An 11,916-nucleotide genomic window follows, 5' to 3' on the forward strand; every position below is an offset into this window, starting at 1 on the left:
CTCTCTCAGGCCGCCGCAAAGGGGGAGGGATCATCCAACCCCGGCGGCGCCTGCACCGACTCATCGCGCAGGATCAGCGACGCATCGTTCTCTGACACCTTGTTGGCCCGCTTGCTCACGGGCCAACAGGCCAGCCATTCCGGCGGGCAGGGCCGCAGCAACGCCAGCAACCTCTCCGCCGGCGCCTCCTCCTCGCCCAGCCACGCCCCCCAGCCCTCCCGCGGCAGGATCACCGGCATCCGGTGATGCAGCGGCGCCTGCTTCGCATTGGCCTCGGTCGTGATGATCGAATAGGTGCGAAGCCAGTTCCCCTCGGGATCCTTCCATCCCTCCCAAAGCCCGGCAAAACTCATGGGCTCCCCGCTCGCCAGAGCCACGGCGAATGGCTGCTTCGGGTCCCGTGACTTCGTCTTCGCCTCCGCCTCCTTTGGCGAAAGCCACTCGTAGAATCCATCCGCCGGCACGAGGCATCGCCGCCGGGCGAAGGCATCCCGAAAGGACGGCTTCTCTGCCACCCCATCCGCCCGCGCGTTCATCAGCCGCGCCCCGTCCTTCGCATCCTTCGCCCAGCGCGGCACCAGCCCCCAACGCAGCAGGTCCATCTGCCGCCCGCGCTCCGGATGATGCCGGATCACTGGGCCATTCTGCGTCGGCGCCATGTTCCAGTTCGGGGCAAAGTTCGGCACCGCCGCATCAACCGCCACGTCGTAATACGCCGCCAACTCCGCCGGACTGCGCTGAAGGAGGTACCGCCCGCACATCGCCCCGATCCGCCCCCTGTTTCAATCCGTCATGGTCCGGCCACACCCCGCCCGGCAACCAGCCCGGCGCCACCACGTTCTTAACCCACAGCAACACCGAGGAGAGATACCATGGCAATCGACAAGGATCGGGTTGAGGGCTCGCTGAAGCAGGCCGGTGGCGCCATCAAGGAAAATGTGGGCGCCGCGATCGGCGACAAGAAGATGGAAGCTGAAGGCGCGGCGACCCGCGTCGAGGGTAAGGTCCAGAACGCCGCCGGTGGCGTGAAGGACACGGTCCGCGACGTGGCCGACAAGAAGTAAGTCCCTCACAAGGGACGGCCCGGCCCTCTCAGGCCGGGCCTTTGGAAGGGCGGGCCACCTCCGGGTGACCCGCCCTTCTTGCGTCTAAAAGGGCAGGATCGCGTCCAGTACCTGCTGCCCGTATCGTGGCGCCTGCACGTCGCTCACCGTCCCCCGCCCGCCGTAGGCGATCCGCGCCTCAGCCAGACGGTCATGCTGCACGGTGTTGTCGCTCGCGATATCCTGCGGCCGAATGATCCCGCCGATATTGAGGTCCCGCAGCTCCTGATTCACCCGCACCTGCTGACGTCCCCCAACAACGAGATTTCCGTTCGGCAGCACCTGCGTCACCGTCGCCGCAATGCGCATCGTCACCGCCTCGTTCCGCTGGATCCGCCCCTCGCCCGTGGAAGAGGTCGCCGAGGACGCTTCCACCAGCTTGCTCGGATCCACCCCGTTCGGCAGGAACCGCGCATAGGATGCATCCAGCCCCAGCAGCCGCGGGATCCCCAGGTTCTCCCGGTTGTCGCGGCTGCGATCCGTGCTGTTCGACAGATTCGCCGTGTCCTTGATGGACACGAGAATGGTGATCAGGTCCCCCACACTCGCCGCCCTCTGGTCGCGCAGAAAGGTCCGGCTCCCCGGACGCCACAGGCTGTTCGCCATCAGGCTGCGCGCATCCTGCGGCGCGGGCATCGGCATCGAAACCGGCTGATACCCCGGGCTGCGCGTCGGATCGCTGATCGGCGCCATCTCCGGTGCCCGCCCGATCCGTGACAGCCGCTCCGCCGTCCCGCACCCCGCCAGCACCAGCGGCAGCAACAACAGCGCAGCCCGCATCGACACCTCCTTCGCCGCCCAAACCATCACCGGCTCACCGGCGCGCTGCCGAAGGCCACGCGCACACGCCCCGGCCCGATCGCCTGCCCCTCCACCACGGAGCGCGAAGCAAGGTTCATTACCGCGACAACCTCTCCCCGCGCCGCACCCGCCATCGCACGCCCCTGCGCCGTCATGCTGATCCCCGGCCCCTCCATCACCAGCGTGACAGTCGAATTCTTCTCGATCACCGAGGGCAGCCCGAGATCACCGAGCGCAAATCCCGCCCCCTCCATCATCGGCCGCCGCAATGCCTTGCCGACCACCTGGCCCGGATCCGCCGCCAGCCCCGGCCGCACCCGCTCCACGCGCTGCCGCACTAACCGCAGATCGCCCGGCCCCACCACCTCGCCCAGCGCCATCCGCCGCGCCGCAACCACCACCGCCGCCGTCGCCACCGCGCGGCCTGCGAGCCGCACCCGCTGCGTCGGCATACCCTCCGCCACCACCACCAGCGTCGCCGAGAGGCGGTTCGTCGCCGCCTCGAAGGAGGGTTGCTCCAGCGCGAGCTGCGTGAAAGCCGCGAGCGGCACCATCGGCGGCTGGAACCCCGGCAGTTCCATCTCCGCCTGAGGATCAATCCCCAGGCGCACGAACTCCGCCCGCAACAAGTCCAGCACTTCATCCCGCGGTACCGCTCGGCCTGGCCTTTCCACCACCACCGTGTCCGCCGCCGTAAGCGGCCGCCAGACGACCCCGTGCGCGCGCGCGATGGCGAGCAACTGCGCGGGCTCCACCACCACGCGCCGGCCTGGCGCGGGTGCAGGCCCGACAACGCGCCCGGCATTCTGCCCGGCCTCGTCGAAAAGATCGGAGAGGCGGATCACCGACTCCTCCACCACCGCATGCGGCCGCAGCACCGCCAGGTCCGCCCGGGCGCCCGCGGGCACCGCCGCCGCCAGCAACAACCCCAGCACCGCCCGCCGCACCACCATCACCGCAGCCGCGCCACGGTATTGAGCATCTCGTCGCTCGCCGTGATGACCTTACTGTTCATCTCATAGGCGCGCTGCGCCGTGATCAGGCTCGTGATCTCCTGCACCACATTGACGTTGGACGTCTCGACGAAGCCCTGCATGACGTTGCCGTAGCCCGGCGCACCCGGCGCGCCCTGTTGTGGCGCGCCCGACGAAGCGGAAGCCATCAGAAGGTTGTCCCCGATCGCCTCCAACCCACCCTCATTGGCAAAGATCGCCAGCTGGAACTGCCCGACATTCTGCGCAGCCACCTGGCCCGCCAGCTTCACCTGCACCTCGCCATTGCCGTTGATCGCGACATCCGTCGCGTTCGGCGGAATGGTGATCCCCGGTAGCACCGGATACCCCTCCGCCGTCACGACCAAACCCTCCGGCGAAAGCCCCAGCGTTCCGTCCCGCGTATAGGCCGTCTCGCCCGACGGCAGCTGCACCTGCAGGAACCCGTTGCCGCGGATGGCGACGTCAAACTTGTTCTCCGTCTGGTTCAGGCTCCCCTGCTCATGAATGCGGTACACAGCCGCCGTCCGCACGCCGAGCCCGATCTGCGCGCCCGAAGGCAGCGTCGTCCCTGTATCCGAGGACTGCGACCCCACACGGCGCATGTTCTGGTACATCAGGTCCTGGAACTCGGCACGGCGGCGCTTAAATCCCGTCGTGCTCATATTCGCGATGTTGTTCGAGATGACCTCGACATTCGTCTGCTGGGCCATCATGCCCGTGCCGGCGGTCCACAGAGCGCGCATTGTCTAGCGTCCCTTCACCGGCAAAGGCCGGCACTGCAAGGTTTGACTATCAGCGGGGCAGGGGGCATCCGCCGCATACCGCACTCCCGCCCGCAACCAACGACCAGGTGTCCCGTCCCAGGCCACCGCGGCGCGCATCAGCCGCGCTTCCGCAGGATGCGATCCACGGCCCCCGAGAGCCGCTCCCCCTCCTTCTCCGCGAATTGCGCCATGAACTGGAACTCGCGCATCTCCGCCGTCAGCCGCGTCAGCTCGATCACCGGGCGCACGTTGCTGCCCTCCAGCGCGCCCTGCACCACCGCCGGCCGCTCGATCGTCTCCGGCGCCTGGCCCGGCCCCGCCGCCAGCAGCCGATCGCCCTCCGCCAGCATCCGTTGCGGCTCGGCAAAGCGAGAGATCCGGATCTTCCCGATCTCGCCATTCTCGCTGGACAGCGTCCCGTCACCCCGCACCGTCAGCCGCGTGTCGTTCGGCGCGAGCCGCAACGGATTCCCGCCCGCATCCAGCAACGCATTTCCCTCGCTATCCACGATCCCGCCATCGGGCCCGAGGGCGAAACGCCCCGCCCGCGTGTGCCGCTCCCCGCGCGGAGTCTGGACGGAGAAGTAGCCCTCGCCGGAGATGGCGAGGTCGAGCGGATTGCCCGTCGTCTGCACCGGTGCCGGCGTCTCGTCCCGCCAGGTCGCCCGGTCCTGGGTGAAGTGCAGCGACTCCGCCCCCGGCGCCGTCCGCGACCCGCGCTGCCGCTCCAGATGGTCCGCGAACACTGGACGCGACGCACGGAATCCCGGCGTCTCCGCATTGGCCATGTTATGCGCCAGCACGGCCGTCGCGCGGTTCTGCGCCACCAGCCGCGACAATGCGATGTATCCAGAATTGTCCATCCGCGCCGTCCGCCTCTTGCCCAACGGAACGCCAGCATGCGGCCCCGTCCTTGACGAAGGGTTTCCGCAACGCGCGTGCCAGCATTTCCACGGGAGATGACGGGCGCGCCCTGCCCACGGCCGGCAAGTCCTGCCACCTGCCGGTCCTTTCCAACCCCGTTAAGGGGATTGTTAACCAGCGCCCGCCACCATCGCCCCATCGGAACGGCAGGAAGCACCCGATCACATGGCCAAGGCGGCTGCGATCACGGCGGATGGGGTTGATGACGCCCCGAAGAAGGGTGGCAAGAAGAAGCTGATCCTGATTGTCGTGCCGATACTGCTTCTCGGCGCAGGCGCAGGCCTGTGGTTCAGCGGCATGCTTCCTTTCGGCAAGTCGTCCGGCCATGCCGAGGCAGCTGCGCAGGCCGCGGAGGGCCACGGCACCGCGCACGGCAATGGCGGCAGCTCCGCGCACGGCAGCGCCGGCCCCGTCGCCCAGGGCAGCGCCGCTGCCCCCTCGCAACCGGCCCGCCCGCCCGTCTACCTGGACATGCCGGAGATCCTGACGAACCTAAACGTCACCGGCCGCCGCGCCACCTTCATCCGCCTGAAGGCGAAGCTGGAGTTGAGTGGGGAGGGGGATGCCGCGCTCATCCAGGCCGCAATGCCCCGCCTGCTGGACCTCTTCCAAACCTATTTGCGGGAAATGCGCCCCGAGGAGCTGCGCGGCAGCCAGGGCACCTACCGCCTGCGCGAGGAGTTGCGCAACCGCGCCTCCCTCGCCGCCACCCCCGCCAAGGTGCTCGACGTCCTTTTCGTCGAAATGATCGTACAGTGAGCCTCCCGCCGAGCACCGAAGAGGACGACCTCGCCGCCGCCTGGGGCGCCTCCCTCGAGGATGAGGACACGATCCCCGCCCCGGCAGCCAGCGCCGATGCCGCTCGCGTCCTGAACCAGGCCGAGATCGACAGCCTGCTCGGCTTCGACAGCGAGCAGGTCAGCGAGCAGCGCTCCGCCATCGAGCGGATCATCGGCAGCGGCCTCGTCTCCTACGAGCGCCTGCCGATGCTCGAGATCGTATTCGACCGCCTCGTGCGGCTCATGAGCACGACGCTCCGCAACTTCACCTCCGACAACGTCGAGGTCTCGATCGACGGCATCACCTCCCTCCGCTTCGGGGACTACCTCAACTCCATCCCGCTCCCCGCCATGCTGGCGGTCACCAAGGCTAAGGAATGGGACAATTACGGCCTGATGGTCGTCGACAGCGCGATGATCTACTCGGTAGTCGACGTCCTTCTCGGCGGCCGCCGCGGCACCGCCGCCATGCGCATCGAGGGCCGCCCCTACACCACCATCGAGCGCACCCTGGTCGAGCGCCTCATCGGCGTCATCCTGCGCGACGTCTCCGCCGCTTTCGAACCCCTCTGCCCCGTGGAGTTCCAGTTCGAGCGTCTGGAGGTGAACCCCCGCTTCGCCGCCATCTCACGCGTCTCGAATGCCTCCATCCTGATCAAGCTCCGCGTTGAGATGGAGGACCGCGGCGGCAAGGTCGAACTCCTCCTCCCCTACGCCACGCTGGAACCCGTGCGCGAGCTGCTTCTGCAGCAGTTCATGGGCGAGAAGTTCGGCCGTGACTCCATCTGGGAAAACCACTTGGCCGACGAACTGCGCCACACCGAGGTGGCGCTCGACGTGGTGCTCGACGACCAGCCCCTCCCGCTCTCCACCGTGATGAATCTCAAGCCCGGCGATCGCCTCACCCTGAATGTCGGTCCCGGCGCTCCCGTCCTGCTCCGCTGCGGCGACATCACGATGTTCGAGGCGATGCTCGGCCGACGCGAGAACCGCCTGGCTGTGCGGATCGAGAAGGAACTCAAGCGCAACGGCGAGGAGGTGGACGCATGAGCGCCTTTGAATGGACCCTGCAAGGTACGCTCCTCGTCCTCCTCCTCGCCGCGCTTCCCTTCGCGCTCCGTCTCGAGCGCGGCCTCGCCGCCATCCGCCGCGACCGCGCCGCCCTGACCGACGGCGCCCAGGGCTTCGAGACCGCGACGACCCAGGCCCAGGCCGCGCTCGCCGGCCTCCGCACCGCGCTCGAAACCCAGTCCCGCCAGACCGCGGCGAGTGAGAGCCTGCGTGACGATCTCCGGTTCCTGACCGAGCGCGCCGAGTCCCTCGCCGACCGGCTGGAAGCCGCGGTCCGCCAAGGCCGCGCCCTCGTGCCGCCCGCCCATACCGCAATTCAAGCCAGCATCCAGCCCAGCGCCCATGCCGAGCCCGGCCACGCCCCCCGCAGCCAAGCGGAACGCGACCTGCTGCAGGCCTTGAGGATGGCCCGGTGAAACTCACCCTGAAGCGCCCCGCGATCAGCCTGGCCCGCCCCCGCCTGCTGCCGGCCATTCTCCTCGCCTGCGGCGGCCTCGCCCTGGTGAAGGCGCAGTCTCTCTGGAGCGCCCTCCCCGGAAGCGGCGCGATCGTCTCCGCCGCCGCCGCTTCCGCGCCGCCATCCCCACCGGCCCCCGCCCGCGCCGCACCGCCCCCGCCCGCCGCCGCGCCCATGCCACCCGCGCCCGACCCGGTGGACCAGGCCGAGCGCGCTGTGCTGGGCCGCCTCCGCGAGCGCCGCACCGAGATCGAGCAGCGCGAGACAGCGCTCTCCGCGCGCGAATCCGTCCTCGCCGCCGCCGAGCGCCGCCTCACCGCGCGGCTCGAGGAGATGGCCGCGCTGCAGTCGCGTCTCGAAGCGCTGGATCGCGGACGGGGCGAGCGCGAGGAGGTCGGCTGGCGTGGCCTGGTCAAGACCTATGAATCGATGCGCCCGCGCGATGCGGCCACCGTTTTCGACGATTTGGAAATGCCTGTGCTCGTACAGATCGTCCATCGGATGCGGGAGGCGAAAGCCGCCCCGGTGATCGGGGCCATGCGCCCCGACCGGGCCCGCAGCCTCACGGCGGAGCTGGCCCGGCTCCGTTCGAGTGAACCTCGGGCGAATGAGCCCCGGGCAGCCGATAGCAGAACCAACTGAAAGGAGAGTGATGACGATGGACAAGAACACGAACGTGCTGATCGTCGACGACTACAAGACGATGCTGCGAATCATCCGGAACCTGCTCAAGCAGCTCGACTTCAACAATGTCGAGGAAGCTACTGACGGGCAGGAGGCGCTGTCCAAGCTCCGCACCGGCAATTTCGGCCTGGTCATCTCCGACTGGAACATGGAGCCCATGACCGGCCTTGATCTGCTGAAGGAGGTGCGGGCCGATGCCCGGCTGAAGTCCACGCCCTTCATCATGATCACGGCCGAGAGCAAGACCGAGAACGTGGTCGCCGCCCGTGCCGCCGGCGTCTCGAACTACATCGTCAAGCCCTTCAACGCGGAAACCCTTCGCGAGAAGATCGAGAAGGTCATGGCGCATGCCTAAGGTCGACCGCGCGGAGATCGCGCTCCAGGTCATGTCAGGCCTTGGCAAGACTGAAGCCGCCCTGCTGCAGGAACTCGAGTCCCTCGGGCGCATGGTCGCCGCCGCGAAGGAGGAGATCGCGGCGATGCGCGTGGAGAACGTGGATGCCACGCATCTCCCCGCTGCCACCGATGAGCTGGACGAGGTGGTGAAAAGCACCGCCAACGCCGCCAACGAGATCCTCGACGTCTGCGAGACGCTGGAAAACCTTCAGCCCTCCCTCGCGCCCGAGGCCTCCGACACCGTCGGCATCTGTGTCACCCGCATTTACGAGGCCTGCGCCTTCCAGGACATCACCGGCCAGCGCATCGGCAAGGTGGTGAACGCGCTGAAGCAGATCGAGCAGCGCGTGCGGGAGACCACCGGCCGTTACGCGCCGTCTCAGGCCCTCCCGGCCCGCAGCGCGCCCGCCCGCACCGAAGGAGAGCGCCTCGCCAACGGCCCGCAGCTCGCCGCCGCCGCCTCCTCCCAGGCGGAGATCGACGCGCTGCTGGCGAGCTTCGACTGATGCGCGGCGCGGCGATCCTCGCGGTCTGCGGCCCTCTCCTCCTCGCCTCGCCGGCCATGGCGGACCGGGTGGGCGTGCGGCTGGGCGACCATCCCGGTCACGGCCGGATCGTGCTGGACCTCGCCGCGCCCGATGCGCCCTTCCGTGTGGAAGAAGGCCCCGACGCCGTGCTCATACGCCTCGGCCTGGGCTTGGAGGCGGATGTTCCTGCCCCACGCAGGCTACCCCGCAACCTCCTCTCCTTAAGCCGGGCGGAGGACGGGCTGCGGCTCACCCTCCGCCCCGGGACCCGCCTGCGCCACTACCGCCTCGGCAACCGCCTGGTGCTCGACGTCCTCGACGGCCCTGCGGCGGCGCCCGTTCCCGGCGCATCCGCACCCACCCCGGGCCCGGAGGCCGCCGCCCGACCCCGCCCAACCCAGCGCCAGGCCCGTGCGGGCCGCGGCGCCCGCACGCCGGACCCCGCGCCTCAGCCCGTCCCCGTCACGGTGGTCCCCGTCACGCCCCCACCCGTGCTCGCCGAGGCTCCCCGCCAGGCCGCAGTGCCGCCCCCACCCGAACCGCCGCGCAACGCTCCGTCACAGCCCATCCAGCCCACCGCCCTCCCGCTCCGCGCCATCTCCGGCGATGACGGACGCGCCCTCGTGCTTCCCCTACCGGCCGAGACCGGCATGGCCATCCTCCGCCGCGGCGACACCCTGCTCGTCGTGCTCGACCAGCCCCACGCACTCGACGCCGCCCCGTTGCGCAACGACCCGGTCTTCGGCGCCCTCCGCGTCGACACCTTGCCCGAAGCCACCATCCTCCGCCTTCCCTTGGCCGCCCCAGCAGCACTCCGCGCCCGCCGCGACGGCGACCGCTGGCTTCTCACCGCCTCGCCCACCGCCGGCCGGGAGCGCTCCATCCTTGCCGAGCCGGAGAGCGGGCGCGTGGTCATGCGCGTCGCCTCGCCCGGTCGCCCCGTCCCGATCGCCGACCCGGAAACCGGCCTGCCCATCCTTGTCGGCACAGTGCGCGAGCCCGGCCAGGCCATGCCCGCCCCCCGCAGCCTCGCCCAGCTGGACTTCCTGCCCACCCAGCTCGGCGTCGCAGCCCTGGCGCGCGCCGACTCCGCCGGCCTGCGCCGCACCGCCGACCGCTTCGTACTCTCCGGCATCACCGGGGCCGCCACGCTCGATCTCGCCTTCGACGCCGGCTCAATGACGCGCCTGATGGAGCTGCCCGCCCTCGATCCCACCGCGGCCCAGGAACGCCTCCGCGCCCAGCAGGCCAGCCTCGCCGCCACGCCACCCCTGGCACGCCTCCCGCTTCGCCGCGCGGCGGCCGAAGGCATGCTCGCGCTCGGCCTCGCCCAGGAGGCGCAGGCCATGATCCGCCTGGCGTTCCAGGAAGACCCGCGCGCCTCTTCCGATCCGCGCAGCCTCCTGGTCCACGGCGCCGCCGCACTCCTGGCGAGCCGCATCTCGGAAGCCCAGGGCCTCTCCACCGCAACCCTCCCCGCCCAGGACGAGGTGATCCTCTGGCGCGCCGCCCTCGCCGCATCCGGCCTGGACGCCGCGGCTGCAGCCCCCGGCTTCGCCGCCACCCTGCCGCTGCTGCTCGCCTATCCCGAACCCGTCCGCGCGCGCCTGCTTCCCCTCGCCGCCGAAGCCCTCGCCGAGGCCAACGATCGTCCTGCCCTGACCCGCCTGTTGAAGGCAGCCGGAGACCGTCCCGACCTTGCCCTGGCCCGCGCCCGCCTCGCGGAAGCGGAGGGGCGCACCGAGGAAGCCCTGCGTCTCTACGCCGACGTCGCCGAGGGACGCGACCGCCTCTCTCGCGCCCGCGCCCTCCGCCGCTCCATCGAGCTGCGCCTAGCCGCAGGCACGCTGGACACCGCGGGCGCCGCCGCCTCCATGGAAGCCGCCCTCTATGCCTGGCGCGGCGATGCCGAGGAGTTCGGCGCACGGCTGCGCATCGCCTCCCTCCGCCAGCAGGCGGGCGGCGGCCGCGGCGCGCTCGACCTGTTGAAGGAGACAGGCGAGGCCTTTCCCGATCGCGGCGAGCAGCTCCGCCCAGCCCAGGAAGCTGCGCTGCTTCACGCCCTTCTGCACGAGCCGCCCACCCTGGCCGTCGCCCTATCCGAAACCCATGGCGGCCTGCTCCCGCGAGATGACCGGGCGGCCGAGGCCCTCTCCCTCCTGGCCGAACGCCTCGCCGCCATCGACCTGCCCGACCGAGGTGCCGCCCTTGCTCAACAGGCGATCGAACGCTCCAGCCCCGCCCGGCGCCCCGCCATGGCAACGCGCCTGGCCGCCCTCCGCCTGAACGCCGGCGACCCGGCCGGTGCGCTGACAGCAATGCAGGCCACGCCTGCCCCGGACGAAGCGGTCCCGCGCGGCCTGCTCGCGGCCCGCGCAAAGGCGGCCCTGGGCGAAGGGGAGGAGGCAGTGTCCATCCTCCGATCTCTCGGCACCGCCGGGCTGCCCGCACTGGGCGCACTCCTCGCCGAGCGTCAGGACTGGGCCGGCGCCTCCGACGCACTGCTCGCGCTGGCGAACGACAGGCCGGAGGATCCTGCCTCCGCGCGAGAGGTCCTGCGCGCCGCCGCTTTCGCCGCACTCGGCCAGGACATGGCGCGCCTGACCGCTCTGCGCGGCACTTGGCTTCCCCGCCTGGGTGGAGGTCCGATCGCCGAAGCTGTCCGTCTTCTCACCGCGGATCCCGTACGCGGCGTGTCCGACCTCCCGCGCATGCAACGCGAACTGGACCTTTTCCGGGGATTTCCCAACAAGCTGGAGGCCTTCCGGACAGCAGCAGCAACTTCAAGGTGAGCCACGCGTCCAGTGCGGGGGGGAACCGCGTTTTTTTCGGCCTGGGGGGCGCAAATTCACTTGCGATAGGGGGCGGCTTGCCTCATATCCGCCCCCCGTTGACCTGATCGAATTCACGATCGCCCTGGTCATCGCCGGTCGAGGAATGGGGGCCCACCATGGACTTTCTTGTTGCTCCGCTGGGGATGGTTTCGGACGAAAGCCCGAGCGAAGCCCAGTTCACTGAAGTGACGAAGGACTACTTCGTCGAGAAGAACGGCGTTCGCTTCGCCGGGACTCACCTGATTATCGATCTGTGGGGGGCGACGAATCTCGACGACCCCGCGCATATCGACGAAGTGCTGCGCGAGGCAGCGATCGAGACTGGTGCGACGATCCTGCACGGCCACTTCCACCACTTCCAGCCGAATGGCGGAGTGAGCGGCGTGCTCGTGCTGGCCGAGAGCCATGTCTCGATCCACACCTGGCCCGAGAAGAACTATGCCGCGCTCGACATCTTTGTCTGCGGCGTTTGCGATCCGTACCTGGCGATTCCCGTGCTGAAGCGCGGCTTCCTGCCGGAGCGCGTGCAGCTGGCGGAACACCGCCGCGGCATGCAGGCCTGACACCAGGCTTTCACGAGA

The 11,916-nt window shown here is 69.9% G+C and carries 14 protein-coding genes; 9 read left to right on the forward strand and 5 right to left on the reverse strand.

Annotated features, from left to right (window positions below):
* Positions 1–5 precede the first annotated feature (5 nt).
* Positions 6–761: an SOS response-associated peptidase gene (locus tag ACVBD7_RS05095; RefSeq protein ID WP_458096418.1), complete on the reverse strand. Its 756-nt coding sequence runs from the start codon at positions 759–761 to the stop codon at positions 6–8.
* 111 nt (positions 762–872) lie between these two features.
* On the opposite strand from ACVBD7_RS05095, the gene ACVBD7_RS05100 reads away from it, so the two are divergent.
* Positions 873–1,064 carry a CsbD family protein gene (locus ACVBD7_RS05100; protein WP_458096419.1) on the forward strand — a complete coding sequence of 64 codons (192 nt, stop codon included), beginning with the start codon at positions 873–875 and terminating at the stop codon, positions 1,062–1,064.
* An 84-nt stretch (positions 1,065–1,148) separates the two neighbouring features.
* Here the strand turns inward: ACVBD7_RS05100 and flgH are convergent, their stop codons facing one another.
* The 4 genes from flgH to ACVBD7_RS05120 form a co-directional block, all read right to left on the reverse strand.
* Complete coding sequence (gene flgH, locus ACVBD7_RS05105) at positions 1,149–1,883, reverse strand: flagellar basal body L-ring protein FlgH (RefSeq protein ID WP_458096420.1); 735 nt, start codon at positions 1,881–1,883, stop codon at positions 1,149–1,151.
* A gap of 26 nt (positions 1,884–1,909) precedes the next feature.
* On the reverse strand, positions 1,910–2,857 hold the full coding sequence (gene flgA / locus ACVBD7_RS05110) for a flagellar basal body P-ring formation chaperone FlgA (protein ID WP_458096421.1): 948 nt from the start codon (positions 2,855–2,857) through the stop codon (positions 1,910–1,912).
* Entirely contained in the window at positions 2,857–3,642 is a 786-nt protein-coding gene (gene flgG / locus ACVBD7_RS05115; protein WP_458096422.1) for a flagellar basal-body rod protein FlgG, read from the reverse strand. The genes flgA and flgG overlap by 1 nt, the downstream gene beginning before the upstream one ends.
* 137 nt (positions 3,643–3,779) lie before the next feature.
* Complete coding sequence (locus ACVBD7_RS05120; protein ID WP_458096423.1) at positions 3,780–4,526, reverse strand: flagellar hook basal-body protein; 747 nt, start codon at positions 4,524–4,526, stop codon at positions 3,780–3,782.
* A gap of 226 nt (positions 4,527–4,752) precedes the next feature.
* Here ACVBD7_RS05120 and ACVBD7_RS05125 point away from each other — a divergent pair, with 226 nt between their 5' ends.
* The 8 genes from ACVBD7_RS05125 to speD all read left to right on the forward strand — a co-directional run bounded on the left by ACVBD7_RS05125 (position 4,753) and on the right by speD (position 11,898).
* Positions 4,753–5,346, forward strand: coding sequence for a flagellar basal body-associated FliL family protein (locus ACVBD7_RS05125; RefSeq protein WP_458096424.1), 594 nt, complete (start codon positions 4,753–4,755; stop codon positions 5,344–5,346).
* Positions 5,343–6,416, forward strand: a complete 1,074-nt coding sequence (gene fliM, locus ACVBD7_RS05130; RefSeq protein WP_458096425.1) for a flagellar motor switch protein FliM — start codon at positions 5,343–5,345, stop codon at positions 6,414–6,416. The genes ACVBD7_RS05125 and fliM overlap by 4 nt, the downstream gene beginning before the upstream one ends.
* On the forward strand, positions 6,413–6,853 hold the full coding sequence (locus ACVBD7_RS05135; RefSeq protein ID WP_458096426.1) for a DUF6468 domain-containing protein: 441 nt from the start codon (positions 6,413–6,415) through the stop codon (positions 6,851–6,853). Before fliM ends, ACVBD7_RS05135 begins: the two co-directional genes overlap by 4 nt.
* Positions 6,850–7,536 (forward strand): MotE family protein, encoded by a 687-nt coding sequence (locus tag ACVBD7_RS05140; protein ID WP_458096427.1) that lies wholly within the window; start codon positions 6,850–6,852, stop codon positions 7,534–7,536. Before ACVBD7_RS05135 ends, ACVBD7_RS05140 begins: the two co-directional genes overlap by 4 nt.
* A 16-nt stretch (positions 7,537–7,552) precedes the next feature.
* On the forward strand, positions 7,553–7,933 hold the full coding sequence (locus ACVBD7_RS05145; protein ID WP_458096428.1) for a chemotaxis response regulator CheY: 381 nt from the start codon (positions 7,553–7,555) through the stop codon (positions 7,931–7,933).
* Positions 7,926–8,480 carry a protein phosphatase CheZ gene (locus ACVBD7_RS05150; protein WP_458096429.1) on the forward strand — a complete coding sequence of 185 codons (555 nt, stop codon included), beginning with the start codon at positions 7,926–7,928 and terminating at the stop codon, positions 8,478–8,480. The genes ACVBD7_RS05145 and ACVBD7_RS05150 overlap by 8 nt, the downstream gene beginning before the upstream one ends.
* On the forward strand, positions 8,480–11,293 hold the full coding sequence (locus ACVBD7_RS05155) for a hypothetical protein (protein ID WP_458096430.1): 2,814 nt from the start codon (positions 8,480–8,482) through the stop codon (positions 11,291–11,293). The genes ACVBD7_RS05150 and ACVBD7_RS05155 overlap by 1 nt, the downstream gene beginning before the upstream one ends.
* A 158-nt stretch (positions 11,294–11,451) precedes the next feature.
* A complete protein-coding gene (gene speD, locus ACVBD7_RS05160; RefSeq protein WP_458096431.1) occupies positions 11,452–11,898 on the forward strand; it encodes an adenosylmethionine decarboxylase in 447 nt (148 codons plus the stop codon).
* Positions 11,899–11,916 lie beyond the last annotated feature (18 nt).

The organism is Roseomonas sp. WA12, assembly GCF_054165765.1.

What these genes read in the sequence shown, in the direction of transcription:
- ACVBD7_RS05100 (WP_458096419.1), top strand. Translation starts at nt 873, where the DNA reads ATGGCAATCGACAAGGATCGGGTTGAGGGCTCGCTGAAGCAGGCCGGT.
- ACVBD7_RS05150 (WP_458096429.1), top strand. Translation starts at nt 7,926, where the DNA reads ATGCCTAAGGTCGACCGCGCGGAGATCGCGCTCCAGGTCATGTCAGGC.
- flgG (WP_458096422.1), bottom strand. Translation starts at nt 3,642, where the DNA reads ATGCGCGCTCTGTGGACCGCCGGCACGGGCATGATGGCCCAGCAGACG.
- ACVBD7_RS05145 (WP_458096428.1), top strand. Translation starts at nt 7,553, where the DNA reads ATGGACAAGAACACGAACGTGCTGATCGTCGACGACTACAAGACGATG.
- ACVBD7_RS05120 (WP_458096423.1), bottom strand. Translation starts at nt 4,526, where the DNA reads ATGGACAATTCTGGATACATCGCATTGTCGCGGCTGGTGGCGCAGAAC.
- flgH (WP_458096420.1), bottom strand. Translation starts at nt 1,883, where the DNA reads ATGCGGGCTGCGCTGTTGTTGCTGCCGCTGGTGCTGGCGGGGTGCGGG.
- ACVBD7_RS05125 (WP_458096424.1), top strand. Translation starts at nt 4,753, where the DNA reads ATGGCCAAGGCGGCTGCGATCACGGCGGATGGGGTTGATGACGCCCCG.
- ACVBD7_RS05095 (WP_458096418.1), bottom strand. Translation starts at nt 761, where the DNA reads ATGTGCGGGCGGTACCTCCTTCAGCGCAGTCCGGCGGAGTTGGCGGCG.
- flgA (WP_458096421.1), bottom strand. Translation starts at nt 2,857, where the DNA reads ATGGTGGTGCGGCGGGCGGTGCTGGGGTTGTTGCTGGCGGCGGCGGTG.
- speD (WP_458096431.1), top strand. Translation starts at nt 11,452, where the DNA reads ATGGACTTTCTTGTTGCTCCGCTGGGGATGGTTTCGGACGAAAGCCCG.
- ACVBD7_RS05135 (WP_458096426.1), top strand. Translation starts at nt 6,413, where the DNA reads ATGAGCGCCTTTGAATGGACCCTGCAAGGTACGCTCCTCGTCCTCCTC.
- ACVBD7_RS05155 (WP_458096430.1), top strand. Translation starts at nt 8,480, where the DNA reads ATGCGCGGCGCGGCGATCCTCGCGGTCTGCGGCCCTCTCCTCCTCGCC.